Source organism: Kribbella sp. NPDC059898 (genome assembly GCF_042730855.1).
In the GTDB taxonomy this organism is placed as follows: Bacteria; Actinomycetota; Actinomycetes; order Propionibacteriales; family Kribbellaceae; genus Kribbella.
The window spans coordinates 1-25,186 of sequence record NZ_JBHWKR010000016.1; the positions used below are offsets into that span (position 1 = coordinate 1).

At 69.7% G+C, this 25,186-nt stretch carries 27 protein-coding genes; 17 read left to right on the plus strand and 10 right to left on the minus strand.

What is annotated here, in order from left to right:
* Positions 1-239: 239 nt before the first annotated feature.
* From ACFV9C_RS36180 to ACFV9C_RS36190, 3 genes are all read left to right on the plus strand, one after another.
* Positions 240-479, plus strand: coding sequence for a hypothetical protein (locus tag ACFV9C_RS36180; protein WP_380200882.1), 240 nt, complete (start codon positions 240-242; stop codon positions 477-479).
* Positions 480-736: 257 nt separating this feature from the next.
* Complete coding sequence (locus tag ACFV9C_RS36185; protein ID WP_380200884.1) at positions 737-1,972, plus strand: class I SAM-dependent methyltransferase; 1,236 nt, start codon at positions 737-739, stop codon at positions 1,970-1,972.
* The gene (locus ACFV9C_RS36190; RefSeq protein WP_380200886.1) at positions 1,969-3,072 is read left to right on the plus strand and encodes a hypothetical protein; all 1,104 of its coding nucleotides are present in this window, start codon (positions 1,969-1,971) and stop codon (positions 3,070-3,072) included. Before ACFV9C_RS36185 ends, ACFV9C_RS36190 begins: the two co-directional genes overlap by 4 nt.
* 57 nt (positions 3,073-3,129) lie before the next feature.
* Here the strand turns inward: ACFV9C_RS36190 and serC are convergent, their stop codons facing one another.
* Both serC and ACFV9C_RS36200 read right to left on the minus strand, forming a co-directional pair.
* Complete coding sequence (gene serC, locus ACFV9C_RS36195; RefSeq protein ID WP_380201274.1) at positions 3,130-4,257, minus strand: phosphoserine transaminase; 1,128 nt, start codon at positions 4,255-4,257, stop codon at positions 3,130-3,132.
* A 93-nt stretch (positions 4,258-4,350) separates the two neighbouring features.
* Positions 4,351-5,199: a phytanoyl-CoA dioxygenase family protein gene (locus tag ACFV9C_RS36200; protein WP_380200888.1), complete on the minus strand. Its 849-nt coding sequence runs from the start codon at positions 5,197-5,199 to the stop codon at positions 4,351-4,353.
* A gap of 92 nt (positions 5,200-5,291) precedes the next feature.
* On the opposite strand from ACFV9C_RS36200, the gene ACFV9C_RS36205 reads away from it, so the two are divergent.
* Positions 5,292-6,044: a helix-turn-helix domain-containing protein gene (locus ACFV9C_RS36205; RefSeq protein WP_380200890.1), complete on the plus strand. Its 753-nt coding sequence runs from the start codon at positions 5,292-5,294 to the stop codon at positions 6,042-6,044.
* Here the strand turns inward: ACFV9C_RS36205 and ACFV9C_RS36210 are convergent.
* On the minus strand, positions 6,041-7,153 hold the full coding sequence (locus tag ACFV9C_RS36210; RefSeq protein WP_380200892.1) for a citrate synthase 2: 1,113 nt from the start codon (positions 7,151-7,153) through the stop codon (positions 6,041-6,043). The genes ACFV9C_RS36205 and ACFV9C_RS36210 overlap by 4 nt on opposite strands.
* 156 nt (positions 7,154-7,309) lie before the next feature.
* Here ACFV9C_RS36210 and ACFV9C_RS36215 point away from each other — a divergent pair, with 156 nt between their 5' ends.
* Both ACFV9C_RS36215 and pdxH read left to right on the plus strand, forming a co-directional pair.
* Positions 7,310-7,870: a hypothetical protein gene (locus tag ACFV9C_RS36215; protein ID WP_380200895.1), complete on the plus strand. Its 561-nt coding sequence runs from the start codon at positions 7,310-7,312 to the stop codon at positions 7,868-7,870.
* A 9-nt stretch (positions 7,871-7,879) separates the two neighbouring features.
* Positions 7,880-8,518 carry a pyridoxamine 5'-phosphate oxidase gene (pdxH, locus tag ACFV9C_RS36220; RefSeq protein WP_380200897.1) on the plus strand — a complete coding sequence of 213 codons (639 nt, stop codon included), beginning with the start codon at positions 7,880-7,882 and terminating at the stop codon, positions 8,516-8,518.
* Here the strand turns inward: pdxH and ACFV9C_RS36225 are convergent.
* A complete protein-coding gene (locus ACFV9C_RS36225) occupies positions 8,470-10,641 on the minus strand; it encodes an MMPL family transporter (RefSeq protein ID WP_380200899.1) in 2,172 nt (723 codons plus the stop codon). The genes pdxH and ACFV9C_RS36225 overlap by 49 nt on opposite strands.
* 115 nt (positions 10,642-10,756) lie before the next feature.
* On the opposite strand from ACFV9C_RS36225, the gene ACFV9C_RS36230 reads away from it, so the two are divergent.
* Positions 10,757-11,458 (plus strand): TetR/AcrR family transcriptional regulator, encoded by a 702-nt coding sequence (locus ACFV9C_RS36230; RefSeq protein WP_380200901.1) that lies wholly within the window; start codon positions 10,757-10,759, stop codon positions 11,456-11,458.
* Positions 11,459-11,685: 227 nt separating this feature from the next.
* Here ACFV9C_RS36230 and ACFV9C_RS36235 read toward each other — a convergent pair whose 3' ends face one another.
* A complete protein-coding gene (locus tag ACFV9C_RS36235; RefSeq protein WP_380200903.1) occupies positions 11,686-12,429 on the minus strand; it encodes a hypothetical protein in 744 nt (247 codons plus the stop codon).
* A gap of 238 nt (positions 12,430-12,667) precedes the next feature.
* Between ACFV9C_RS36235 and ACFV9C_RS36240 the strand changes: the two genes are divergently transcribed.
* The 5 genes from ACFV9C_RS36240 (at position 12,668) to ACFV9C_RS36260 (ending at position 17,189) form a co-directional block, all read left to right on the plus strand.
* Complete coding sequence (locus tag ACFV9C_RS36240; protein ID WP_380200906.1) at positions 12,668-13,285, plus strand: TetR/AcrR family transcriptional regulator; 618 nt, start codon at positions 12,668-12,670, stop codon at positions 13,283-13,285.
* A 78-nt stretch (positions 13,286-13,363) separates the two neighbouring features.
* On the plus strand, positions 13,364-14,314 hold the full coding sequence (locus ACFV9C_RS36245; protein WP_380200908.1) for an ROK family protein: 951 nt from the start codon (positions 13,364-13,366) through the stop codon (positions 14,312-14,314).
* Positions 14,311-15,441, plus strand: a complete 1,131-nt coding sequence (nagA, locus tag ACFV9C_RS36250) for an N-acetylglucosamine-6-phosphate deacetylase (RefSeq protein WP_380200910.1) — start codon at positions 14,311-14,313, stop codon at positions 15,439-15,441. The genes ACFV9C_RS36245 and nagA overlap by 4 nt, the downstream gene beginning before the upstream one ends.
* Positions 15,429-16,343: a 1-phosphofructokinase family hexose kinase gene (locus ACFV9C_RS36255; protein WP_380200912.1), complete on the plus strand. Its 915-nt coding sequence runs from the start codon at positions 15,429-15,431 to the stop codon at positions 16,341-16,343. The genes nagA and ACFV9C_RS36255 overlap by 13 nt, the downstream gene beginning before the upstream one ends.
* A 9-nt stretch (positions 16,344-16,352) precedes the next feature.
* Positions 16,353-17,189, plus strand: a complete 837-nt coding sequence (locus ACFV9C_RS36260; RefSeq protein WP_380200914.1) for a ketose-bisphosphate aldolase — start codon at positions 16,353-16,355, stop codon at positions 17,187-17,189.
* Here ACFV9C_RS36260 and ACFV9C_RS36265 read toward each other — a convergent pair.
* Positions 17,186-17,440 (minus strand): hypothetical protein, encoded by a 255-nt coding sequence (locus ACFV9C_RS36265; RefSeq protein ID WP_380200916.1) that lies wholly within the window; start codon positions 17,438-17,440, stop codon positions 17,186-17,188. The genes ACFV9C_RS36260 and ACFV9C_RS36265 overlap by 4 nt on opposite strands.
* A gap of 75 nt (positions 17,441-17,515) precedes the next feature.
* Between ACFV9C_RS36265 and ACFV9C_RS36270 the strand changes: the two genes are divergently transcribed.
* The 3 genes from ACFV9C_RS36270 to ACFV9C_RS36280 all read left to right on the plus strand — a co-directional run bounded on the left by ACFV9C_RS36270 (position 17,516) and on the right by ACFV9C_RS36280 (position 19,928).
* A complete protein-coding gene (locus tag ACFV9C_RS36270) occupies positions 17,516-18,061 on the plus strand; it encodes a hypothetical protein (RefSeq protein WP_380200918.1) in 546 nt (181 codons plus the stop codon).
* Between the two features lie 75 nt (positions 18,062-18,136).
* Entirely contained in the window at positions 18,137-18,661 is a 525-nt protein-coding gene (locus ACFV9C_RS36275; protein WP_380200920.1) for a hypothetical protein, read from the plus strand.
* Position 18,662: 1 nt separating this feature from the next.
* Entirely contained in the window at positions 18,663-19,928 is a 1,266-nt protein-coding gene (locus tag ACFV9C_RS36280; RefSeq protein ID WP_380200923.1) for an APC family permease, read from the plus strand.
* Here the strand turns inward: ACFV9C_RS36280 and ACFV9C_RS36285 are convergent.
* Genes ACFV9C_RS36285 through ACFV9C_RS36300 form a run of 4 tightly spaced genes read right to left on the minus strand, consistent with a single transcriptional unit; the run spans position 19,894 to position 23,552 of the window.
* Entirely contained in the window at positions 19,894-20,949 is a 1,056-nt protein-coding gene (locus tag ACFV9C_RS36285; RefSeq protein ID WP_380200925.1) for an ABC transporter permease, read from the minus strand. The genes ACFV9C_RS36280 and ACFV9C_RS36285 overlap by 35 nt on opposite strands.
* Positions 20,946-21,821, minus strand: coding sequence for an ABC transporter ATP-binding protein (locus tag ACFV9C_RS36290; protein ID WP_380200927.1), 876 nt, complete (start codon positions 21,819-21,821; stop codon positions 20,946-20,948). Before ACFV9C_RS36290 ends, ACFV9C_RS36285 begins: the two co-directional genes overlap by 4 nt.
* Positions 21,818-22,228, minus strand: coding sequence for a GntR family transcriptional regulator (locus ACFV9C_RS36295; protein ID WP_380200929.1), 411 nt, complete (start codon positions 22,226-22,228; stop codon positions 21,818-21,820). The genes ACFV9C_RS36290 and ACFV9C_RS36295 overlap by 4 nt, the downstream gene beginning before the upstream one ends.
* A 40-nt stretch (positions 22,229-22,268) precedes the next feature.
* Positions 22,269-23,552, minus strand: coding sequence for a cryptochrome/photolyase family protein (locus tag ACFV9C_RS36300; RefSeq protein ID WP_380200931.1), 1,284 nt, complete (start codon positions 23,550-23,552; stop codon positions 22,269-22,271).
* A gap of 60 nt (positions 23,553-23,612) precedes the next feature.
* On the opposite strand from ACFV9C_RS36300, the gene ACFV9C_RS36305 reads away from it, so the two are divergent.
* Together ACFV9C_RS36305 and ACFV9C_RS36310 are read left to right on the plus strand one after the other, a co-directional pair.
* Positions 23,613-24,317 carry a metal-dependent transcriptional regulator gene (locus ACFV9C_RS36305; protein WP_380200933.1) on the plus strand — a complete coding sequence of 235 codons (705 nt, stop codon included), beginning with the start codon at positions 23,613-23,615 and terminating at the stop codon, positions 24,315-24,317.
* 75 nt (positions 24,318-24,392) lie between these two features.
* A complete protein-coding gene (locus ACFV9C_RS36310; protein ID WP_380200936.1) occupies positions 24,393-25,169 on the plus strand; it encodes a class I SAM-dependent methyltransferase in 777 nt (258 codons plus the stop codon).
* The last annotated feature ends 17 nt before the right edge of the window (positions 25,170-25,186 follow it).

Below are 25,186 nucleotides of genomic sequence, written 5' to 3' on the forward strand. Positions count from 1 at the left end.
GTGGTGCGCAGGATGCCGACGGCGGCGTGTTCTTGATCGTGGGCGTACTCGGCGGCCGCGGTGAGGAGGTCCGCGGTGGAGAGGCCGTCCAGATCAGTGTCGAACATGTGTTCTATTGTAGGTCACGGAATGGTCACGGGCAAGTCGAGGACAGGCAGGAATCCCTTGCTTGCAAGGATAATTCAGCTCGGCGAGGAAGGAGTGGAGGTGACGTCGAGGAGGTCGCCGGAGGTTGGACCTTGCTTCAGCATGCGATCGAGGTCGAGCTCGATGCACACGCTCAGACGGGTGAGCCGCTGCACGTCGACGTCACGGTGTACCTGCTTGCTCGGGGTGCCGATCCACTGGCGTCGCCGTTGGGTGGGGCTGGGTCGGCGTTCCACCTGGCTTGGATGGGCGGCCACTGGCTGGCGGTGGCTCTGATGGAGGCGTTCGGTGTGCGCGGGGCCAGTGGCGGAGTGTCAGGCCGTGAGGGGTAGCGGGCAGTGCGTTGACGATGAACGGGCGGGTGCATGGCGAGATCGAGGATGCGTTCCTGTCGCCGTGGGACGGATGCGGGGCGCGGGTGAGGTGGCATTGCGAAATCGGCCGGATTCCGGACGCCTTCGGGCTGCCGTGGGGCGGGGTCTGGCGGGCGGTGTGCGGCGGGCGGGGAGCGGGCCCGGTGAGCGGGTGATGACGGTGGGTGGGCGAGATCATTTTGTGATCGCGGGTGGGGGTCGGGGACAATGGCGCGGTGCAGCCAGAGGTGTGGTCGGGTGAGGTACCGGTGGGGGCCGGGGCGTTGGGGGTGGTGCGGGCTGCGCTGCTGGAGCGGGACGGGCTGGTTCGGGGGGTGGGGTCGGGGCGGCGCCGGGGGGCTGAGGCGCCGGGGTTCGTGCGGGTCGAGGTGCGGTACGTCGACCTGAAGGGGGAGCGGTACCTGCAGGTCACCGAGTTCGACGAGCGGCAGGCGCATACGCGGAACGTGCCGGCGGGCGAGCTCGAGCAGGTGGTCGACGAACTGCTGAGCGCCAACTACGGGTCGTGGCATGTCGAGATGACGACCGAGACGTTGCGGCTGCGGTACACCAAGAAGGGCAAGGAGCTGCTGCACCGGCAGGAGGACAGCCGGGAGCAGCAGACGAGTCATGACCGGGTGAAGCGGCGGGTGCTGGATCCGGCGGCGCCGTTCCTGGTCGAGCTCGGGATCAGTGACCACCAGGGGCGGGTGAAGCCGTCGCGGCAGGCGAAGTACAAGCAGATCGAGGAGTTCTGCAAGCTGCTGCAGCCGGCGCTCGACGAGGCGGTCGCGGCCGGGCGGATCGAGAACGATCGGCCGCTGCAGGTCGTGGACCTCGGCTGCGGGAACGCATACCTCACGCTGGCGGCGTACCACCTGCTGACGTCCACAGGGCGCGACGTACGGATGACCGGTATCGACCACAATCCGGCGGCGCGGAAGCGGAACACGCGGGTCGTCGAGGCGCTCGGGTGGGAGCAGCAGCTGCGGTTCCTGGACGCGACCATCGAGGGCGCGGAGCTGGACGTGCGGCCGGACGTCGTACTGGCGTTGCACGCGTGCGACACGGCCACCGACGACGCGCTGGCGCGGGCGGTCCGCTGGGAGGCCGCGCTGGTACTTGCGGCCCCATGTTGCCATCACGACATCCAAAAGCAGCTGAAGAGCGTCACACCACCGGCGCCTTATGCGCTGATGACGAGATATGGCATCGTTCGTGAGCGGTTCGCCGACGTCCTCACGGATACCCTGCGGGCGGCGGTGCTCCGACAGGTCGGCTACCGGGTGGAGGTCGTGCAGTTCGTGGACAGTCAGCACACGCCGCGCAATCTGCTGCTCCGCGCCGCGCGGACCGGGGCCGAACCGGCCGCGGACCTGCGGGCCGAGTACCAGGCAATGGTCACCGAATGGCAGGTGACGCCGCGCCTGGCGCAGCTGTTGCTCCCCGCTGGTGCTGAGGTGGTCTCGTGAGACAGTTCCGGATCGCCCTCGCGCTGCTGGGCGCGACGCTCTGCGCCCTCGCGGGTGTTGCGCTGCCGACCGCCTCGGCGACCGGGACCGGGACCGCCGCGGATCCGGCGGCGAAGAAGCTGTTCTCGATCAACGACGACCGGATCAAGCATCCGACCGGTCTGGTCCGGAGTACCAAGCACCAGGGCACGTACTGGGCGGTGAGCAGCTCCGGCGCCACCGGGCGGGTGTTCGCGCTCGACACGACCGGCAAGGTGCAGGCGGTGTTCCGGTTCGGCGCGAACGTCGCCGACGTCGAGGCGCTCGGTATGGACCGGAACGGCACGCTCTACATTGCCGACATCGGCGACAGCAAACTGAGCCGGGACCAGATCGAGATCTACACGATCCCGGAGCCGGACAGCATGCAGGACGCCAACGTCAAGTACCACCAGTACGACTTCAAGTACCCCGACGGCCCCCACGACGCCCAGACCCTGCTGATCGATCCGGAGACCAGCCAGCTGTACGTCGTGACGAAGTCGTCGAAGGGCGCCGGCACGATCTACTCCGCGCCCGCCTCGCCGACGCGCCAGGGCACCAACGACCTCACCAAGCTCGCCGCGGCGCCGACCGGCGTGATCACGGACGGTACGTTCCTGCCGGACGGCCAGCGGGTCGTACTGCGGACCTCGACCGACCTCGCGACCGTGGCCTGGGGCGACAACCCGAACGCCATCGCCCGCACCGCCGCACTGCCCGGCGAGGGCGGCAGCATCGCGCTCGGCGCCACCGGCGGCACCGTGGTGTTCGCGGCCGACGGCGCCAGCCCTGGGATCTACGAGCTGGCGGTGCCCGCGAAGGCGACGACCAGCGGTACGAAGACACCCGGGGCGAGCGCGACGCCGAAGCCCGCGACGTCGACCGACAGCAACAGCTCGGACAGCTCCGGAAAGAGCCACAACCTGATGTGGATCATCATCGGCGCGGCCGTGTTCGCGCTGATCATCACGGTCTTCACGTTCCCGCCCGGCCGCCGCGAACGCCGCGACCGCCAGGCCGAGAACGACCGCCTCACCGGCCAGGGCCCGCCCACCGCGCACCGCCGCCAGACGCACTGAAACAAAGAGCCGCCGGCCCCACCACGGGGACCGGCGGCCGAAGCCAGGATCAGGCGACTACTTGAGGTTCTCGACCACGTAGTCGATGGCCTGGGTGAGCTTCTCGACGTCGTCGGGGTCGACCGCCGGGAACATCGCGACCCGGAGCTGGTTGCGGCCCAGCTTGCGGTACGGCTCGGTGTCGACGATGCCGTTGGCGCGCAGCGTCTTCGCGACCGCGGCGGCGTCGATCGAGTCGTCCAGGTCGATGGTGCCGATCACCAGCGAGCGGGCGTCGGGGTCGGTGACGTACGGCGTCGCGTACTCCGACTTCTCGGCCCACGTGTACAGCCGGGTGCTGGAGTCCGTCGTACGGCCGACGCTCCACTTCAGGCCGCCCTGGCTGTTGATCCAGTCGGTCTGCTCGGCCATCAGGAACAGCGTGGCCAGTGATGGCGTGTTGTAGGTCTGGTTCTTGCTCGAGTTGTCGATCGCGGTCGCCAGGTCCAGGAACGCCGGGGTCCAGCGGCCGGACGCGGTGATCTCCTCGACCCGGGCGAGCGCGGCCGGGCTCAGCACCGCGATCCACAGGCCGCCGTCCGAGGCGAAGCACTTCTGCGGGGCGAAGTAGTACGCGTCGACCTCGTTGATGTCGACCGGCAGGCCGCCGGCGCCGGAGGTGGCGTCGATCGCGACCAGCGCGCCCTCGTCGGCGCCCTCGACCCGCTGCACCGGCGCCATCACGCCGGTGGAGGTCTCGTTGTGCGGCCACGCGTACAGGTCGACGCCGGCCTCCGCGACCGCGACCGGGCGGGTGCCTGGGTCGGCCTTCACGATCGTCGGCTCACCGAGGTGCGGCGCCTGCTGGGCGGCCTTCGCGAACTTCGAGGAGAACTCGCCGAAGCTCAGGTGCTGGCTCTTCTCCCGGATCAGCCCGAACGTCGCGACGTCCCAGAACGCGGTCGAGCCGCCGTTGCCGAGCACGACCTGGTACCCGTCGGGCAGCTGGAACAGCTCCGCGACGCCCTCCTGGACCCGCTTCACCAGGTTCTTCACCGGCGCCTGCCGGTGGGAGGTGCCGAGCAGCTTCGCGCCCTCGGTCGCCAGCGCGGCGACGGCTTCCGGACGGACCTTCGACGGACCCGCACCGAAGCGGCCGTCGTTGGGCTTGAGCTCTGCAGGAATAAGAATTTCGCTGGTCACCAGCGTTCCCCTTCGTCGTCTGCATTCAGAAAGCCGACGACGCTGTCAGCGCGCCCTATCCTCGCACACCCCGCCGAACCGACACGCCGGGGTGTCTCATTCGTGCTTGCGGCTCACCGTCTCGGTCCCGGTCAGTACGGCGACCGGCCCGTCCGGGGTGTCCGTCCACTCGCCGCACGCGCCGCCGCCCTCGGCGATCTCCAGCACGAGCTCGGTCCCGTCCATCCGCAGCGCCGGGTGGTAGTACTGCGCGACCCGCTCCGCCTCGCCCTGGATGTAGTGCCCGATCAGCGCCCGCCGGAACCGGTCGGTGGTGACGTTCGGGTTGCTCCCGTGCACCAGCGCCCCGTGGAAGAACAGCACGTCGCCCGGCTCCATCTCGACCGGTACGGCGGCCTCGGCCGTCGGCAGCGGGACCGTCACGTCGGTGAAGCTGACCGTGGTGTCCGCCTTCTCGGTACAGAGGATCGGCCAACGGTGCGAACCCGGGACGACTTCGAGGCACCCGTTCGCGACGTCGACGGTGTCGAGCGCCATCCAGGCCGCGACGCAGGTCCCCGGGTCAGCCTTCAGGTAGAAGTTGTCCTGGTGCAGAGCCTGCCCGCGCGAGCCGGCGGGTTTGAAGTAGACCATTGTCTGGACCGCGTACGGCGACCTGCCGAGCAGCTCGGTCAGCACCGCGTCGATCCGCGGGTCGATCATCCACTGCCGCGACGCGTCGTCCCAGCGGTGCATCTGCGCCATCCGCGGGTACCGCTTCAACGGGTCCCGGTCGGTCGAGGTATGGCCGGCGAAGTCGTGGTCGCGCGGGCCGCGCGTACGGACCTGCATGTAGTGGTCTCGGAGCAACTCGGCCTCCGCCGTGGAGAACAGTCCGCGGAGCAGCGTGTACCCGGTCTGCTCGAACTCTTCGCGGAGGGTGGAGGTGTTGTATGAAACGCTCATGCATAGCTCCTCTAGGCTTCGGACGGGTTCTATTTTCCGGCCTGGGTATGACCGAAGACCACGGAGGATTCACGCGAGGAGTTGAACTTTTGGTGCAGCGCATTCGCCTCGAGAAGATGTCCGCACCGACCTTCTGGCGGTGTGAGCCGAGCTGGTCCTGGACGTCGCGGCCGCTCGGCGACCACCTGTTGTGGTGCGTGCTCGACGGCCGCGGCGAACTGGAGCTCGACGGCCGGCAACAGGAACTGCACCCGGGCGTCTGCGCCGTCTTCCGCCCGGGCGACGAGCCGCGCGCGACCCACGACCCGCACCGGCGGCTGCTGGTCTTCGGCATGCACTTCGAGACGCACGACACCGCCGCACCGGATCCGCGCTGGGGCGAGGTGCCGGACCGCGAGTTCCTCGGCGTACTGGCCCGGACCAGCGACGCGTCGTACCGCCGGGGAGATCCGCTCGGCCGGCACCAGGCCGAGCTGTGTCTCGAACAGCTGGTCGCGCTGATCTGGGACGCCGTCCATCGCCCGGGCCGGACGGCGACGGACGCCGCAGTCGATGAGATCGCCAGGCAGCTCCGGCAGGATCCGGGCCGCGACTGGACCGTCAGCGAGATGGCCGGCCGGGCCACGCTCAGCAGGGCGCAGTTCACGCGCAGGTTCGTCAAACAGCTGGGGATGTCACCGGCGCAGTACCTGATCCAGGCGCGGATCGACCGCGCGCACCAGTTGCTCACCGAGAGCGGCATGACCGTCACCGCGACGGCCGCCGCCCTCGGCTACACCGACGTCCCGTACTTCAGCCGCCAGTACAAACAACGCACGGGGCGCAGCCCGAGCCACGAGCACTAGGCCCAGGAAGGGTTCCAGCCCTCGATCGAGTCGGCCGGGCGGGACGACGGGCCGGAGTAGATCGCGGACGGGCGGATCAGCCGGCCGGTGCGCTTCTGCTCCAGGACGTGGGCGCTCCAGCCCGCGGTCCGGGCGCAGGTGAACATCGACGTGAACATCGGCGGCGGCACCTCCGCGAAGTCCAGCACGATCGCCGCCCAGAACTCGACGTTGGTCTCCAGCACCCGGTCCGGCCGCCGCTCGCGCAGCTCCGCCAGGGCGGCCTGCTCGAGCGCCTCGGCCACCTCGTACCGCGGCGCGGCCAGCTCCCGGGCGGTACGCCGGAGCACCCGGGCGCGCGGGTCCTCGGCCCGGTACACGCGGTGCCCGAAGCCCATCAGCCGCTCGCCCGCGTCCAGCAGGCCCTTCACGTACGCGCGGGCGTCGCCGGAACGCTCGACGCCCTCGATCATCGTCAGGACCCGCGCCGGCGCGCCGCCGTGCAGCGGGCCCGACATCGCGCCGACCGCACCCGACAGCGCCGCGGCGACGTCCGCGCCCGTGGACGCGATCACCCGCGCGGTGAACGTCGACGCGTTCATGCCGTGCTCGGCCGCGGACGTCCAGTACGCGTCGACCGCCTGCACGTGCTTGGGGTCCGGCTCGCCGCGCCAGCGGATCATGAACCGCTCGGTGATCGTGGTCGCCTTGTCCACCTCGCGCTGCGGGACCATCGGATGACCGATCCCGCGGGCCGCCTGCGCGACGTACGACAACGCCATCACCGCCGCGCGGGACAGGTCCTCGCGGGCCTGGACGTCGTCGATGTCGTACAGCGGCCGCAGACCCCAGGCGGGTGCGAGCATCGCCAGCGCGGACTGTACGTCGACCCGGATGTCGCCGGTGTGCACCGGGAGCGGGAACGGCTCGGCCGGCGGCAGGCCGGGCGTGAACGCGCCGTCGACCAGCAGGCCCCAGACGTTCTCGAACGGCACCCGGCCGACCAGGTCCTCGATGTCCACGCCGCGGTAGCGGAGGGCCGAACCTTCCTTGTCCGGCTCGGCGATCTGCGTGTCGAACGCGATCACGCCCTCGAGCCCGTGCTGCACCTCGGTCCTCGGATCAGACATACGACTCCCTCGTCCTCGTGGTCAGGGCGCCGGCTCACCAGGAGAGCCTGCGCACCTGGGCGCTCAGGCAGCATAGTTCTCCGCGCCGACAGCCGGACACCTTTGTGACCCGTTCGGCCGGCCGCGGTGGACCGTTCACCGGTCTAACCTCGGTGCATGGCAAAGCCCCTCCCCGGCCTCGGGCTCGTGATCGGCCTGATTGCGGCCTACGTCGCGCTGAGCGGCTCGGCGTACGCCTCGCCCAGGCTGACGATGCGCATCCAGATGTACCGCAACGACTTCGGCGCGTCGTTGCCTTGGCTCGCCCTGCTGCTCGCGATCGCAGTCGTGTTCGGTCTGCTGATGATGGCGCCGGCGATCGGTGCGGGCGTGACGACAGGCGCCGGGCTGCTGCTGACCGTGGTCGGCCTGGCGGTCGTGCTTGTCCCACTCGATCTGTTGTTCCACCTGGTCAAGCTCTTCCAGTGGCCCGGGACCAGGTACGGCGGCGGCTACATCTTGTTCGACGGGTCGACTCTGCTGCTGGGCATACCGTTGCTGCTGGTGGGGATCCGGCGGTGGGCGCAGGAGGCCAAGCTGTTCAAGGCGTTGCAAGGGCCGCAACAGCCGCCGCAGCAGTGGGGTGGCTACCCGGGGCAGCAGCCGTTGCCGCCACAACCGCAGTACCCGCAGCAGCAATACCCACCGCAGTACCCGGGCCAGCAACCGCGTCAGTAACCTCGATGCGTGGACCTTGCGGAGATGCGGGAGACGTACGGGCTGGGTGAGCTGCTCGAGAGTCAGGTTGATGCTGACCCTGTCGTGCAGTTCCAGACCTGGTTGGAGCAGGCGCGTCAAGCAGGTCTGGCAGAGCCCAACGCGATGGTGCTGGCAACAGCAGACGCCAACGGACGCCCTTCTGCCCGTACGGTGCTGCTGAAGCGCCTGGACGAGCGTGGCTTCGTGTTCTACACCAACCAGCAGTCCCGCAAGGCCGAGGACCTGGCCGCGAACCCGCACTGCGCTCTGGTGTTCCCGTGGCACGCCATGGAGCGTCAGGTACGTGTCGAAGGCACCGTGACCAAGCTGCCCACTGACGAGGTCGACGAGTACTTCGCCAGCCGCCCGCGCGGGTCGCAGCTCGGTGCGTGGGCGTCCCAGCAGAGCCAGCCGGTGGACTCACGCGAGGAGCTGGACCTGCAGTACGCGTCGTACGAACGGCAGTGGCCGGAGGGCACCGAGATCTCGACGCCGTACTTCTGGGGCGGCTACCTGGTCGCCCCGGAGTCGTTCGAGTTCTGGCAGGGCCGCACAGGCCGGCTGCACGATCGGCTCGCCTACCGGCGTACCAACTCCTCCTGGGTGCTGTCGAGACTCCAGCCCTGAGGCTCTTCGCGGAATCCGTGCCGCGACCACCAGCGTGCCAACGGTGCCGGCGCCCACCAGTTCGCGCGGCCGAGCAGCCGCATCGTCGCGGGGACCAGCAACGCCCGCACGATGGTCGCGTCCAGCGCGATCGCGATCACCAGCCCGACGCCGATCATCTTCACGAACACGATGCCCGACGTGGAGAACGCCGCCACCACGATGATCAGCAGTAGTGCCGCGCTCGTGATGATCCCGCCGGTCCGCTGCAGCCCGAGCGCGACGGCCTGGGTGTTGTCGCCGGTACGGTCGTACTCCTCGCGGATCCGGCTGAGCAGGAACACCTCGTAGTCCATCGACAGCCCGAACAGTACGGCGAACAGCAGCACCGGGTTGGTCGCGTCGAGGAACCCGGCCGGCGTGAACTGCAGGAACCCGGACAGGTGCCCCTCCTGGAAGATCCACACCATCGCCCCGAACGCCGCGGACAGCGACAACACGTTCATCACCAGCGCCTTCGCCGGCAGCACGAAGGAGCCGAAGGCAACGAACAGCAGGATGAACGTGACGACCACGATGAACCCGGCCATGTACGGCGCCCGTTCGCGAAGCACCTGCAGCAGGTCGATCACCGCCGCCGTCTCGCCACCCACCTGTACGGAGGTCCCACTCGGCGCCGGCACCGCGCGGACGCCGCGGACCACGTCCCGGGCCGGCAACTCCTGCCCGGTGTAGTGCGTGTGTACGACGACCGACGCGACGCCGTGCGCGTACCCGCCGACGCGAACGCGCTCGACGGCCGGGAGCTGCTTCAACCGAGCGACGTACGGCGCCAACGCCGCGCCGGGATCGCCAGGAGGAGACGAGAACCGCACGGCCGCGTAGATGTCCGACCCGCCCGCGCCCGGGAAGTCCCGCTGCAGCGTCTCGGTCACGGTCCGCGAGGTCGCACCCGCCGGCAACGACCGGTGGTCGACGCCGCCGAGTTGCGCGCTCAGGAACGGGATGCCCAGCACGAGCAGCACCGGGACGAGGACCACGACGTACCGCACCGGCCGCCGCATCACGCTGTGCGCGAGCCGGTACCAGGCGCCGTGTTCGGCGGAAGCCTTGCGGGGCTTGAAGATCCGCAGGTTGTTCACCCGGTGCCCGAGCACCGCGAGCAGCGCCGGGAGCGCGGTCAGCGCCGCGATCATCGCGATCGCGACGGCGGCCGCACCGCCGTACGCCATCGACTTCAGGAACATCACCGGGAACAGCACCAGACTGCTGATCGCGACGCCGACGGTGATCCCGGAGAACGCCACGGTCCGGCCGGCGGTCGCCATCGTCGCGGTCAGCGCGGTCTCGACGTCGTTGCCGTGCGCAAGCTCTTCGCGGAACCGGGTGACGATGAACAAGGCGTAGTCGATCGCCAGTCCGAGCCCGATCATCGTGACGATGTTGATCGAGAAGATCGACACGTCGGTGACCGCGGACAGCCCGCGGAGCAGCACGAACGCTCCGAGGATCGCGAGCGCGCCGACGAACAGCGGCAGGGACGCGGCGACCAGACCACCGAAGACCAGCACGAGCAGCACCAGCACGATCGGCGTCGAGATCGACTCGGCCTTCACGATGTCGTGCTCGGTCTGCGTGTTCACCTCGTCGAACACCGCGACCTCGCCGCCGACCTTCGTGTCGAGGCCTTTCGCCTGTGACCGCAGCTGATCGGCCACCTTGTGGAACGTCGTCAGCCGGTCCTCCTGCGTAGCTCCGGCCAGCGTGAGTACGGCGTACGTGCTGTGCTGGTCCTTCGACACGAAGGCCGGCGACTTGGTGCTCCAGTACGTCGCGACGCCGGTCACGTCGGCGGACGGCAGCGCGGACAGGTGCTGCTCGACCGACTGCCGGAACGCCGGATCGGCGACCGTCGCGGACGGGTCGCGGTAGAGCACGATCACGTCGGTGCCGGTGCGGCCGACGTTCTGCTCGATGGTCTTGACCGCGTTCGCGGCCTCGGTGTTCGGCGCGTCGAAGCCGCCGTTGGCCAGCGATCCGAACACGCCGGTGCCCCAGGCGAGCCCGAGCACGACGAAAACCCCGGTCAGGGCGAGCACCAGACGGCGCCGCCGGTACGTGAAGTGGCCGAGCGTCTCGAACACGAAACTCTCCCGAAGGGCGTAGATTGAGCGAAAGACGTCGAGTGAACGGTGTTAACAGTTAACAGTGTTCACTCTACGGTCGTGCCCTGCCGTGATGTCAAGGAGAGATCTGACAGTGGAGAGCCGGGACCGGCGACGGGCGGCGACGCTCGCGGAGATCAAGGCGGCCGCCCGCCGGCTGCTCGTCTCCGGCGGTACGTCGGCGGTCGGCCTGCGCGCGGTCGCCCGCGAACTCGGCCTCACCCCGCCCGCCCTGTACCGGTACTTCCCGAGCCACGAGGCGCTGATCAGCGCCCTGATCGCGGATCTGTACGACGAGCTCACGACCGCGCTGATGAGCCTGCAGGCCGGCGACATCGACCTGAGCAACCGGCTGTACCTGCTCGCGAACGGGCTCCGGGACTGGGCGCTCGCGCATCCGGCGGAGTTCGGGCTGGTGTTCGGCACCGCCGTACCGAATCCGGAGGACGACGAGCACGAGGTGACGCCCGGGCATCAGGCGGCGATGCGGTTCGGGGGGTTGTTCAAGGAACTGGTCGCGCAGATCTGGCACCAGAAGCCGTTCCCGCATCCGGCCGACGCGGAGCTCGGGACCGTGCTGGTCGAGCAGCTGACGGCCGAGTCCGAGCACTTCCACGGGATGCCGGCCGGCGCGATCTACCTGTCGCTGAACTACTGGACCAGGCTCTACGGCCTGATCTGCATGGAGGTCTTCGGCCAGCTGCACTGGGTGCTGCCGGACGCCGCGGCGTACTTCGAGGCGCAGCTCTACGAGATCGGCCAGGCACTCGGGTTGGACTGCCCGGAACCAGAATAGCTGCGCCCATTCAAAGAAGAAGCCCGCGGGCGCTTCCAAAGACGCGACCGGGTGGTCGACGCTCAGGGTCAGGCGGACTGTCCTGACTGCCCGCGGGCCCGGTGGCTGGCGTTGTATTGGCCGACCACTTGCCCACTAACTTGTGGTTGGCGGTTAGCCCGCCGCCACCTCACGAGTCCGATAGCAATTCATGCGTTGGACCACCTCCCTTCGCGTGTACTCAGAACTTACTGCCGAGACGTTCGCCCTTCAACCGGATTTCGCCCTCGGATGAACGTGGCCGGGTCGACCGTGATCCAGGTGTGCTTGGCGCGGGCCAGCACCCGGCCGTCGGCGTCGTACAGGGTGCTGGCGGTGAACGTCTTGCGGCCGTCCTCGCCGAGGTAGCGACCGAGCGCGACGCATTCCTCGCCGACCTGCGGGCGGGCGTCGACGGACGCGGTCAGCTGGCCGAGTACGGACGGGCGTCCTTCGAGGTCGATCGTCCAGCCGCCTGGGCAGTCCAGGACCGCCCACAGGAAGACCTCGTCGACGAGTCCGTCGGTCCCGAGGTCCGCCGCCGGCTGCCACGTGCACGCCGTACGGCCGTTGCCGATCGGGCCGGGTTTGAGCTGCAGGCCATGCTGGTTCGCGGGTCCGCAGACGAAGCAGGTCGGGAACGGGTGGTCGTGTAGCCCGCGGTACGACGCCTCGGCCGCGCGGGCCTCCTCCGGCGCCACCGGGTCGATCGTCGCGTCGGCGAGGAACTCGCTGCCGACCGGAACCGCCTCCGCGACCAGCGCCTCGCCGTCGGTCAGCCGCCCGTCCGAGAGGTCGAGATCGGTGTCCAGCGGCGGCGGCATCCGCAGCGTGACCTTCGGCACCCGTGACCCGTCGAGCTGCGCCGCGGTCCCGACCAGACCGGCGACGTACCCGCCGTTTCCCGATCGCTCCGGCCCCTGGAAACGTCGCTCGACCCGCACCAAAGTCATGGCTCGCGAGCCTAACCCACTCACGGATTCCACCCGTCCGGGCACGGGGTGTGGTGGAGGTGTGAAGGGAGTGGGCGATGGGAAGGAAAGGGGTTCCGGGAAATCTGAGGATTTCTCGGAGACAACTGAGCTGAGCCCTCCAGTTCAAACGACCGTTTGAACTATGCTGACTGCAGGCTACTGCGCGTGAGCAGGTGGGGTGCCTGCGCGGGCGGTGGCCGGGGGGAAGGAGAACTCTGTGGAAACACCGGTCGAAACGACCAGGGAGAGGTTGCTCAACGTCGCCGAGCAACGGTTCGGCGAAGGGGGCTACGAGGGGACGTCGCTGCGCGCCATCACGGTCGCGGCGGCCGCCAACATCGCGGCGGTGAACTATCACTTCGGTTCCAAGGAAGCGCTGCTGCGTGCGGCGGTGGCCCGGGCGATGGCGCCGGTGAACGCCGAACGGCGGCGCCGGCTGGACCAGTTGGAGACGGCCGGTGCGCCGGATCCCGAGCAACTCGTCCGGGCCTTCGTCGAACCGGGGCTGGAGCTGGTGCTGCGGCGCGGCGAGCGCGGCGCGGTGGTGGCGCGGTTCATCGGGCGGATCGCGTTCGACCCGAGCCGGCGGATCCGGGAGCTGTACGCGGCCGAGTCGGACCCGGTCGAGAGCAGATACCTGGGCGCCCTGCAACGGGCGCTGCCGGGGGCGGCGCCGGACGCGGTCGCCTTCGGGTACCTGAACATGCAAGGCCTACTCGCTCTGCACCAGTCCCAGGCACTGGCCCCGGCGCCCGGCGCGGAGGCCCCGGGCAACCTGGCCGAGAGGCTGGTGACGTTCCTGGTGGCTGCCTTTCACCACGGCCTCGGCTCGTAGCGAGTGGTCCGGGGCACTTTGTCCATGATTTGCTCATGGATGTTCGAATCAGGGAAGAACGCTGCATAATGGCGCTCTGTGGACCCCTGTGAAGTCGTGGTTGCCGTCGACCTCGGTGGAACCCGGATGAAGTGCGGCCTGGTCGCCGCCGACGGTGCGGTGCTGCACCGCGAGACCAGGCCGACGCCCCGGGCCGATGCCCGCGACGGCGGCCGCGCCGTGCTCGACGCGCTGCTGGAGACTGTCGTCGAGCTCGGCCAGAAGGCCACCGCCGAGGGGCACCGGGTGCGCGCGATCGGCGTCGTCGTACCGGGCGTGATCGACGCCGAGCACGGCACCGTCGGCGCCGAGAACCTCGAATGGGTCGGTACGCCGGTGCTCGCCGAACTGCAGGCGGCCGTGGCCGAGGACGTGCCGATCGTGCTGGCCCACGACGTCCGGGCCGGCGGATACGCCGAGTTCCGCCAGGGCGCCCTGGCGGGCACCACGAACTCGATGTTCCTCCCGCTCGGCACCGGGATCGCGGCCGCGATGATCGTCGACGGACGGCTGGTCAGTGGCGACGGGTACGCCGGTGAGCTCGGCCACTCGAAGTTCATCTACGGCGACGCCGCCGAGCTGTGCGCCTGCGGCCAGTACGGCTGCCTGGAGACGGTCGCGTCCGCGGCCGCCCTGGCCCGGCGGTACGCCGCCCGCACGGGACGGACTGTCGACGGCGCGCGCGAAGTGATGGAGCTGCTGGCCGCCGGCGACCCCGACGCGGCCCAGGTCTGGCAGGACGCGCTGACCGCGCTGATCGATGCTTTGGTGCTCTACACGACACTGGTCGCACCGACCCGGATCGCGATCGGCGGCGGTCTGATCGGTGCCGGTGAAACGCTGCTGCAGCCGTTGCGCGAAGGTGTGCACGCGCGGCTGACGTTCCAGCGCGAGCCGGAGATCGTGGCGGCGGTGCTCGGCGAGGAGGCCGGCATGCTCGGCGCCGCGCAGATGGCCTGGGACCGCGCGCACGAGGAGGAGACGGCATGACGACGTACCGGGTGGGCCGGGTGGTGACGCCGGACGACGTGCTGGAGAACGCCTGGATCCAGGTGGACGGCGAGGACATCCGGTCGTTCGGCCGGCGGTCCGAGGGGATGCCGGCCGACGGCAAACGGCCCGAGGACCTCGGCGACGTGACGGTCGTCCCGGGGTTCGTGGACATCCACACGCACGGCGGCGGCGGATCGTCGTACTCGACGACCGACCCGGAGGAAGCGCGCAAGGTCGCGGCCTTCCACGCCGGGCACGGTACGACGACCACGATGGCGAGCCTGGTGACCGCGTCGCTCGACGACCTGGTCGCGCAGACGGCGTGCCTCGCGGAGCTGATGGAAGACGGCGTCGTGGCGGGCGTCCACCTCGAGGGACCGTTCCTGTCCACCGCGCGCTGCGGTGCGCACGAGCCGTCGCTGCTGCGGCCGCCGCTGAAGGACGACGTCGCGCAGGTGCTGAGCGACGCGGTCAAGATGGTGACGATCGCGCCGGAGCTGGAGAACGGGCTGGACGCGATCCGCCAGGTCGTCGACGCGGGCGCGGTCGCGGCGCTCGGGCACACCGACGCGACGTACGAGCAGATGGTCGCCGGTGCCGACGCCGGGGCGACCGTCGCGACGCACCTGTTCAACGGGATGCGGCCGTTCCACCACCGCGACCCGGGGCCGGTCGGCGCGGCGCTGAACGACGAGCGGCTGCTGCTCGAGGTGATCAACGACGGCATGCACCTGGACCCGCAGGTCGTCCGGGTCGCGCTCGCCGCGGCCGGGGTGAACCGGATCGCGCTGATCACCGACGCGATGATGGCGACCGGCATGCCGAACGGGCGGTACCACATCGGCAGCCTCGAGGTCGACGTCCAGGACGGTCTCGCGACCCTCGCACACGGCAGCCACTCGATCGCGGGCTCGACGCTGACCATGGACGTCGCGTTCCGGAACGCGGTGCAGTCCGGCGTCTCGCTGGTGGACGCGTCGCGGATGGCGTCGACCACCCCGGCGCAGACCTTCGGCTGGTACGACGTCGGCTCGATCGAGACCGGGAAGCGGGCGGACCTGGTGCTCCTCGACTCCGAGTACGCCGTCCAGAAGGTGATGCGGGCGGGGTCGTGGCTGGACTGATCGGGACCGTCACGCTCAACCTCGCGCTGGACGTGACGTACGAGGTCGACGAACTGCGCGTCGGCGGCAGTCACCGGGTGGACCGGATCCGGCGGCGTGCGGGTGGCAAGGGCGTGAACGTCGCCCGGGTCGCCGCGACGCTCGGGCATCAGGCGCTGGTGCTGGGCTTCGTCGGTGGCGTGACGGGCGAGCTGGTTGCGGAGGAGCTGTTCGACGCGGGGCTGACCGCGTTGCTCACCCCGATCGCCGGCGAGACCCGTCGTACCGTTGCCATCGTCAACGATGTCGACGGGGACGCGACGATCTTCAACGAGGCCGGGCCTGTCGTCAGTGCGGACGAGTGGCGGGCGTTCGGGGACCGGATGCCGTGGGGGCGGCTCGGGGTGCTTGCCTGTTCGGGGAGTCTGCCGCCGGGGATTCCGGCCGACGCCTATGCGGAGCTCGCCGTCCGGGCGCGGCATCACGACGTACTGTCCGTGATCGATGCCGGAGGAGACGCGCTCAAGGCGGCGGCTGGTGCCGGCGCGGTGGTGCGCGCGAATGCCGCTGAACTGCGCGCTGCTGTTGGGGATGTCGAGGTCGAGGAAGGCGCGTCCGAGCTGGTCGCGCTGGGTGCCTCGGCCGCGGTGATCACCGACGGGCCCCGCGGAATGGTTGCCGCCAGCAAGAAAGGCGTGTGGCGGGCGCTGCCGGTCGAGACCGTGCGCGGGAACCCCACAGGTGCGGGGGACGCGGGTACGGCGGTGGTCGCGGCCGCTGTCGCGGAAGCGCCGGAGCCCGACTGGTCCGTCGTACTGAAGTCTGCTGTTGCCGCGTCCGCCGCGGCGGTGCTGACGCCTGTTGCCGGAGACATCGATCTGGCGGCCTACCGGCGTTGGCAGCCTCAGGTCATCGTAAATTAAGGAGTTCTCATGCCGTTGGTTTCCGGTGCCGAGGTAGTGCTGAGCGCGGCCAAGGCGGGTCGCGGGGTCGGTGCGTTCAACGTGATCCAGTTGGAGCACGCGACCGCGCTGATCGCGGGCGCCGAGCAGGCCGGTGCGCCGGTGATCCTGCAGATCAGTGAGAACGCCGTGAAGTACCACGGCGCGCTGAAGCCGATCGGTGTCGCGACGCTGGCCGCGGCGGCGGCCGCTTCGGTGCCGGTCGTCGTACACCTGGACCACGCGATGGACCGGGACCTGGTGACCGAGGCGGTGACGCTCGGATTCACCTCGGTGATGTACGACGCGTCGAAGCTGGAGTACGCCGACAACGTGGCGGCGACGACCGAGGTGACCGCGTTCTGTCACGAGCACGGCGTCTTCGTCGAGGCCGAGATCGGCGAGGTCGGCGGCAAGGACGGCGTCCACGCGCCCGGTGCCCGCACCCGCCCGGACGAGGCGCTGGCCTTCGCCGAAGCAACCGGCGTCGACGCACTGGCCGTTGCGGTGGGCTCGTCCCACGCCATGACCGAACGTACTGCGACCCTCGACTTCGACCTCATCACACAGTTGAAGGAAATCGTCCCGGTCCCGCTGGTGCTGCATGGTTCGTCCGGTGTGGCCGATGCCGATCTGACGAGGGCGGTCGAAGCCGGCATGGCCAAGGTGAACATCGCGACGCACCTCAACAACGTCTTCACCGGCGTCGTGCGCGACGTACTCGCGGACAACCCGAAGCTGGTCGACACCCGCAAATACCTGGGCCCCGCGCGTGACGCGGTAGCTGCCGAGGTGGCGCGGCTGCTCGGCGTACTGAAGGCCGTCTAGAGAGTCGCGGCGCCGCGGATCCAGTGCGCGCGGAGATCGTCGCGCGCCCGCTGAACCTCCTCGCGGGCGGTCGGGTTCGGCACCTCGAAGTCGTCGATCAGCCGGGTCAGCGCGAACTCGAGCGCCGCGACCAGCGCGTCCTCCTCGGACAGGTCGGCCTCGGCCACCCCGCGCAGGCCCGCGGCGAGCGCGCTCAGGCCGGCCCGCTCCTGGTCGGTGAACCGCACCCGGAGTTCGGTCCTGGTGTCCACACGTACCTCCTCGGCGGTTGGTACAGTCATCGTGCAGTGCAACGACCTTGTTGCACAAGGGCAAAGGGGCCGCCGGTGGACGAGACGCTGCGTACGGCGACCATCGCCGTACTGTCCGAGCACGGCTGGGGCGGCGTGACGCTGGAGCGGGTGGCCGAGAAGGTCGGCCGGTCGCGGGTGACGCTCTGGCGGCAGGGCCTGACCGTCGAGGCGCTGCTGAGCTCGCTGCTGGACGCGCTGGCCGACGACTACCGCGACACGATGTGGCCGGTGCTGGCCGGGTCGGGCACCGGGCGGGAGGGCCTGATCCGCACGGTCGAGGGGCTGTTCGACGTGATCGACCGGCATCTCCCGCTGATGCTGTCCTCGGACCTCGTGTTCCACCAGGAGACGGCACGGAACGGGACGGTGTCGTTCCTCGACCCCTTCGAACGCTTCCTGCGGGAGGGTGAGGCGGACGGCACGCTGCACCCGCACGGGCGGATCAGCGACGTGGCCGAGGTCTTCATGGTCTCCGCCGCGCTCACCTACGTGCACATGCGCGGCCGGCACCACTGGTCGCGGTCCCGCTCCCGTCAGCTGACCCTCGACCTGGTGCTCCGCGGCGTCCTCGACGCATGAAACATGCCTGTTGCATTTTCTGCAACAGTCATGTTTCACTGACGGCATCATCACCGTCTTGCGCAGGAGATCGCCATGACTCTTCCGTACGCCGAACCGCTGGTCCGCCGCGAGCCGCAGCCGCGGGTGATCCCCGAACCGCCCCGCGTCGGTGAACCCGGCGGCCCGCACTGCGGGCTGTGCGACTGGCTCGCCGACTTCGAGCACTCCGAGCACCGGCCGCCGCTCTGGTACGACGACAACTGGGCGCTGTGCCGCGCCACCGGCGTGACCATCCCCGGGCTGGTCTGGCTGACCAGCCGCACCCACCACGACTCGTTCGCCGACCTCCCCGACGAGTTGGCCCAGAGCTACGGCCCGGTCGTCGCCCGCGTCGAACGTGCCATCCTCGCCCTCGGCGACATCGCCCGGGTCCACGTCTACCGCTGGGGCGACGGCTCGGCCCATTTCCACGTGTGGTTCTACCCGCGCCCACTGGGGATGCTGGAAGCGCGCCGTGAAATGCTCCCGCTGTGGGCAGAACTCATGCCCGAAGCACCCCAGGAGGCAGTCGCAGATGCCGAGGCCAAGATCGCGGCCGCGATGGCGGAAACAGCCTGACATGACACCTCAGCCGACCGGTTCCACCCCGCCCACCGCCTCCTTGGCGCGGCGGTTGGGTGTGGGGGATGCGGTCCTGATCGGGCTCGGCTCGATGGTTGGGGCTGGGGTGTTTGCTGTCTGGGCGCCTGCGGCTCGGGCTGCTGGGTCCGGGCTTCTGGCTGGGCTGGTGATTGCTGCGGTTGTTGCCTACTGCAACGCCGTGTCGTCGGCGCAACTGGCTGCTGTCTACCCGGTGTCGGGTGGGACGTATGTGTACGGACGCGAGCGCCTGGGCGAGTGGTGGGGCTTCGCGGCCGGCTGGTGTTTCGTCATCGGGAAGACCGCCTCGTGTGCGGCGATGGCGTTGACGTTCGCGACGTACGTCGTACCTGACCACTGGCTTCAGCGGGTGGCCGCGTTGGTCGCGGTTGTGGTGCTGGCCGGAGTCAACTACCGGGGTGTCACCAGGACAGCCCGTCTGACCAGAGTGCTTGTTGCCTGCACGTTGGTAGTGCTCGCGGTGGTGATGGTGGTGTTGTACTCGAGCCACCCGACCCACCACAGCACGACAAGCACCTCGCCGTACGGCGTGCTCCAGTCGGCCGGGCTGTTGTTCTTCGCGTTCGCCGGCTACGCGCGGATCGCCACCATGGGCGAGGAGGTCCGTGATCCCACCCGTACCATCCCGCGGGCGATCGGCATCGCGCTGGTGATTGCCATCGGCATCTATCTCGCGGTCGCCGTCGCGCTGCTGCGGACCAGCGACCCCGCGTCGACCGCGGCGCCCCTCGCGGCCGCGGTCGACGGGGCCGGTGCGGCCTGGGCGGCACCGGTCGTCCGGATCGGCGCCGCGCTGGCCAGTCTCGGCGCCCTGCTCGCCCTGATCGCCGGCATCGGCCGCACCTCGCTCGCGATGGCCCGGAACGGCGACCTGCCGCGTTGGCTGGCCGCCGTCCATCCGCGCCACCAGGTCCCGCACCACGCCGAGCTCGCACTCGCCGTGGTGGTCGGGATCCTCGTCCTCAGCACGGACCTCCGCGGCGTGATCGGCTTCTCGTCGTTCGGGGTCCTGCTGTACTACGCGATCGCGAACGCCTCCGCGTTCACCCAGCCGCCCGACCAGCGCCGCTGGCCCCGCGCCGTCAACATCCTCGGCCTCACCGGCTGCGTAGTACTCGCCGTGACCCTGCCCTGGACCTCAGCCGTGGTCGCCGCGGCCGTCCTGGCAGCGGGCCTGCTGGTACGCCGGTTCACGACAGGTCGCGCCGGATCCGCCAGAAACTGAACCCGCCGAGCGCCAGCGCCAGCACCAGGAAGAACCCGAACTCGCGCCACTGCAGATCCCAGAAGCTGTTCGCCGGGTAGTACTTGAGGTGCTGCCGGTAACCTTCGTCGGCCAGTCGCTGGTAGCAGGCGGCAGCCTTGGGCGACGCGTTGCCCTGGAAGGACACACTGCCGATCCCCGGAGGCGGCGCGCCCGGCGCGCAGTCGATCACCCAGTTCGGCAGTGAGCTCACCGGCTTGCCGGCCTTGTCGACGGTCCTGTCATAGAACTTCCACGCGCCCACCGCCCCGACTGCCACCTCTATCTGCAGGATCTTGCCGTTCGGGCCGGTCATCCCGAAGCCGCGGATGTTGTCCTGGGTCACGGTGAGGTACGACTCGGTCGGCGTGAGCAGGTGCGGCCGGATCAACGACGGCGCCAGCACCTCCACGAGGATGACCACGGTCAGTGTGACGGCGAGGGCGACCACGGTACGGCGGACGACGAGTCCCATCGCGACACCGAAGGCGAACGCGAACGCGACGTACCCGACCGGCACCAGGCCGCGCGCGCCGAACTGGAGCGGGAACATCCGTGGCAGGTAGGTGTTGGAGTCCTGCCCCGCATTCATGGCGTCGTCGATCGGCGCCGACCACTTGGTGACCGCGAAGCTGAGCAGACCTGCGATACCGATGGCGGCCAGGCCGGTGAGGCCTAGTTTGGTGGCCAGCCAGCGCCACCGCGTGATGCTCTGGCTCCATACCAGCCGATGCGTGCCGGTCTCCAGTTCGCGGGCGATCAGTGGCGCGCCCCAGAAGGCGCCGATCACCGGCGGTACGGCGTACAGCAGCACGATCCCGACCTGGTACAGCAGGGGATTCAGCCGCTGGTAGCCGAGGTTCTGGATGAAAGCCGTGCTCCACCGGTGGTAGTCGTCGAGCAGACCGGGACCGGTTGCTGCGAAGAAGATCGCGGCCGCGACGATCACCGTCGCGACGACCAGGAACTGGACGCGGAACTGCCGCCAGGTCAGCCAGATCATCGCTGCACCTCCAGGACCGGGCGCTCGGGCTGGACGTCGCGGCCCATGTAGGCCAGGACGAGGTCCTCGAGCGTGAGTTGGGAGATCGCCCAGGCGGGATCGTGGATCGGCCGGTCGGTGCGGATCAGGTACGTCGACTGCCGATCGGTGTGGCTGGCCGTGACGACGTGCTGGTCGCGCGGCAGATCCTTCTGGTCGCGCCGCGGCCCGGTGATCCGGAAGTGCGTCGCGAGCAACGTGTCGATCTCGCCGCTGACCTGCACCCGCGAGTCGACCAGCACGATCAGGTAGTCGCAGGCCCGTTCCACGTCGGAGACGAGATGCGAGGACAGTACGACGCTGAGCTCCTGCTCGGCGACCGCCTCCATCAGGTCCTGCAGGAACTCGCGCCGCGCCAACGGATCCAGCGCCGCCACCGGCTCGTCCAGGATCAGCAACTCCGGCCGCTTCGCCAGCCCCAGCGTGAGCGCGAGCTGCGCCCGCTGCCCACCGGACAACCGCCCGGCCCGCTGCTTCAGGTCGAACTTCAGCCGCTGAACCCGCTGCTGCGCAAGGGATTCGTCCCACGCCGGATTGAGCCGCGCCCCGAGCTTCAGATGATCCGCGACACTCAACCGCCCGTACGTGGGCGTGTCCTGCGCGACGTACCCCACCTTCGCCTGCTGCGTCCCCGCCGGTGCCCCAAGCACCTCGACGGACCCCGCCGACGGCGTCAGCATCCCCACCGACAGGTTCAGCAACGTGCTCTTGCCGGCCCCGTTGGGCCCCACCAGCCCGACCACGTGCCCGGCCGGAACCTCGAGCTCACAATCGGCCAGCGCCCAGCGGCGGCCGTACTTCTTCCCCAACCCGTGAGCCTGCAGAACGGTCATGCTATGTCCTCCTGAGCGGCGGACCGAAAGGTTGTCAGGAACAGCGCCTCGATGCTCTCGTCGTCGAGGCCTGCTTTGCGGGCCTTCGCGAGCCAGCGGCGCAGGTCCTGGCGGAGCGGGCCGTGGGCGGCGAGGGAGTTGTCGGTGAGAGTGCGGGTGACGAAGGTGCCGCGGCCGGGGCGGGCCTGGACCAGGCCTTCGTGCTCCAGTTCGCGGTACGCCTTGAGCACGGTGTTCGGGTTGATCGCAAGCGCCGCGACGACGTCCTTCACCGTCGGCAGCTGGTCACCCTCGCGCAGTAGTCCGAGCCGCAGCGCGTTCCGGACCTGCTGGACGATCTGCTGGTACGGCGAGACCCCGGACCGGCCGTCCAGGTGGAACTCGATCATGCTGGTTACCTCATTCATCTAGATAACTAGCACTATAGAGCTATGGTTTAACCGGTCGTCAAGAGCGGATGGCGTCGTACCGGCGCAGTGCCTCCCGCCTGGCCTCCGCATGATCGGCGATCGGGGCCGGGTAGTCGCCGGTGTCGTGCTCCCACGGCTCGTGCGCCTGCTTGCCGGCGAGGTGCCGCAGCTCCGGGATCCACCGCCGGACGTAGTCGCCGTGCGGGTCGAACTTCAGGCCCTGGGCCACGGGGTTGAAGATGCGGAAGTACGGCGCGGTGTCCGCGCCGCAGCCGGCCACCCACTGCCAGTTCAGCGCGTTCGAGGCGAGGTCGCCGTCGGTCAGTGACCGCATGAACCAGCGCGCTCCATACTTCCAGTGCACATGCAGGTCCTTCACCAGGAACGACGCGACCACCATCCGCACCCGGTTGTGCATGAGCCCGGTCGCCGCCAGTTGCCGCATCCCCGCATCTACGAACGGGAACCCGGTCCGACCGGAGCGCCAGGCCTCGTACGCCGAGCCCGGTTCGTCGTATGCCGTCCGCTCGAACTCCGGCCGCAGCGGTTTCCACGCGGCCTGCGGATACCGGACCAGCAGGTCGGCGCAGAACTCCCGCCAGGCGAGCTCCCGCCGGTACGCCTCGCTCTCCAGGCCGGCGAGCATCGTCCGCGGGTGGATCTCGCCGTACTTCAACGGGATCGACATCCGCGACGTACTGTCCAGATCAGGCCGGTCCCGCTCTGCCTCGTAGCCCGCGGGGTCGTAAGAACGCCACCGCTCGAGCGCCATCCCTTCACCGGCCTCGACCGAGCCCGCCGGCAACTCCTCGCTCGGCGCTTCGGCCCAAGTCACGTCAGTCGGCGCGGCAACCGGTTGCCGCCACCCGTGCGCAAGCCACGCCTTGAAGTACGGCGTGAACACCTGGTACGGCCGCCCATGCTGGTTGCGGATCCGCCCCGGCGCCACGGCGTACGGCGACCCGGTCCGCACCAGCGGGCACTTCAACGCCGCTTCAACTTGTACATCCCGTTGCTGTCCGTACGGCGCGTAGTCCGCGCAGATGTGCACACTCGACGCCGCGACCTCGTCCGCGACGGCGGGTACGACGACCGCCGGATCGCCCCGCCGTACCACCAATCGGCCGCCCATCGACTCCGACAGGCTGCGCAGCGACGCGGCCAGGTGCTCGCGCCGTGGATCGCCGGATCGTCCCCACAGCAACGGATCCAGCACGAACAGCCCGAGAACCCGTCCGCCGGCCGCCGCGTCGAGCACCGCCGGGTTGTCGGTCAGCCGCAGATCACGCCGGAACCACATCACTGTTGTCACTGTGTCCATCCTGCGCCTGTACCCCTTGCGATTGGGTGAGGCTTGCCTGCATAGGTGAGAATGGTTGTCGTGAGCGACCTGATCGATACCACCGAGATGTACCTGCGGACCGTCTACGAGCTGGAAGAAGAAGGCATCGTGCCGCTGCGGGCGCGGATCGCCGAGCGGTTGCACCAGTCCGGTCCGACGGTCAGTCAGACGGTCGCGCGAATGGAGCGGGACGGTCTGATCAAGGTGGAGGGCGACCGCCACCTGGAGCTCACCGACGTCGGGCGCAAGCAGGCGGTCCGGGTGATGCGCAAGCACCGGCTGGCCGAGCGGCTGCTGGTCGACGTGATCGGGCTCGAGTGGGAGGACGTGCACACCGAGGCCTGCCGCTGGGAGCACGTGATGAGCGACGCGGTCGAGCTGCGGCTGCTGCAGCTGCTCGGCAACCCGACCGAGTCCCCGTACGGGAACCCGATCCCGGGCCTGGAGGAGCTGCAGACCACCAGCGCGGCGAGCGGCACCGAGGACTTCCGGATCGGTGTCGAGCCGCTCGACCAGGTGCTCGACACCGCGACCGGCGAGAGCGTGCGGGTGCTGGTCCGCCGGATCGCCGAGCCGGTGCAGACCGACGACGGCGCGATGGCGGTGCTGCGGAAGGCCGGGGCGTTGCCCGGTCGCGAGGTGGACTCGACGCTGGACGCCGAGGGTGTGCTGGTGGGCAGCCGGGAAGCCGGCGGCGTGATCAGCGACGAGACCGCCGGCCACATCTTCGTCAGCCGGGTCTAGCCGACCTCAACTCTGCGTTAACGCACCGCACCCGATGCCGTACGCCGGGTGTTCTGCCGGTAGCGTCGGGCCGCGATGTCTGAGAATCCTGTCGATTGGCCGCAGTACCTGCGGGAGTTCCATACCGCCACGCCCGGGAGTACCGAGGCGTTGCTGTCCCGTGCGGTGGCGGGCGATCACACGCCGTACCGCTGGCTGGTCCGGGCGGTGTCCGGCGAGGCCCGGCGGATCCTCGACCTGGCCTGCGGGAACGGGCCGGTCGCGCGGGAGCTGTACGGGCGCTGGGTGGTCGGCGTCGACAACAACGCGGCCCAGCTCGCGGGCGCGCCGGGCCCGAAGGTCCGGGCGGACGCGGTGCACCTGCCGTTCGCGAACGAGGTCTTCGACGTTGTGACCTGCTCGATGGGGCTGATGGTGCTGCAGCCGCTCCCGGACGTGCTGCACGAGGCGGCCCGGGTGCTGCGGCGCGGCGGCGTCCTGGCCGCGATCGTGCCCGCCGTACGGCCGTTGCGGCGCGGCGACATCCGGACGCTGAGCGGCCTGACCACGCGGCTGCGGTCGACGCCGCAGTTCCCGGCCGGCGGCGAGATCACCGAGCTGAAGGACCAGCTGAAGCACGCCGGGTTCGACGTGATGGAGAGCCAGCGCGAGCGGTACGTGTACATGATCCACACCCGCGACGACGCGCTCCGCCTGGTGAACGCGCTCTATCTGCCCGGTACGCCCGACGTACGCCGGGACGCCGCGGCGGACTGGCTCGCGGACCGGGCCGAGTCCAAGGACGGTCTCGAGGTGGCGGTCCCGATCCGCCGGATCACCGCGATGCGGACGAAGCTGGCACTGACTGTCTGAGGTCCGCCGGTGTCGGT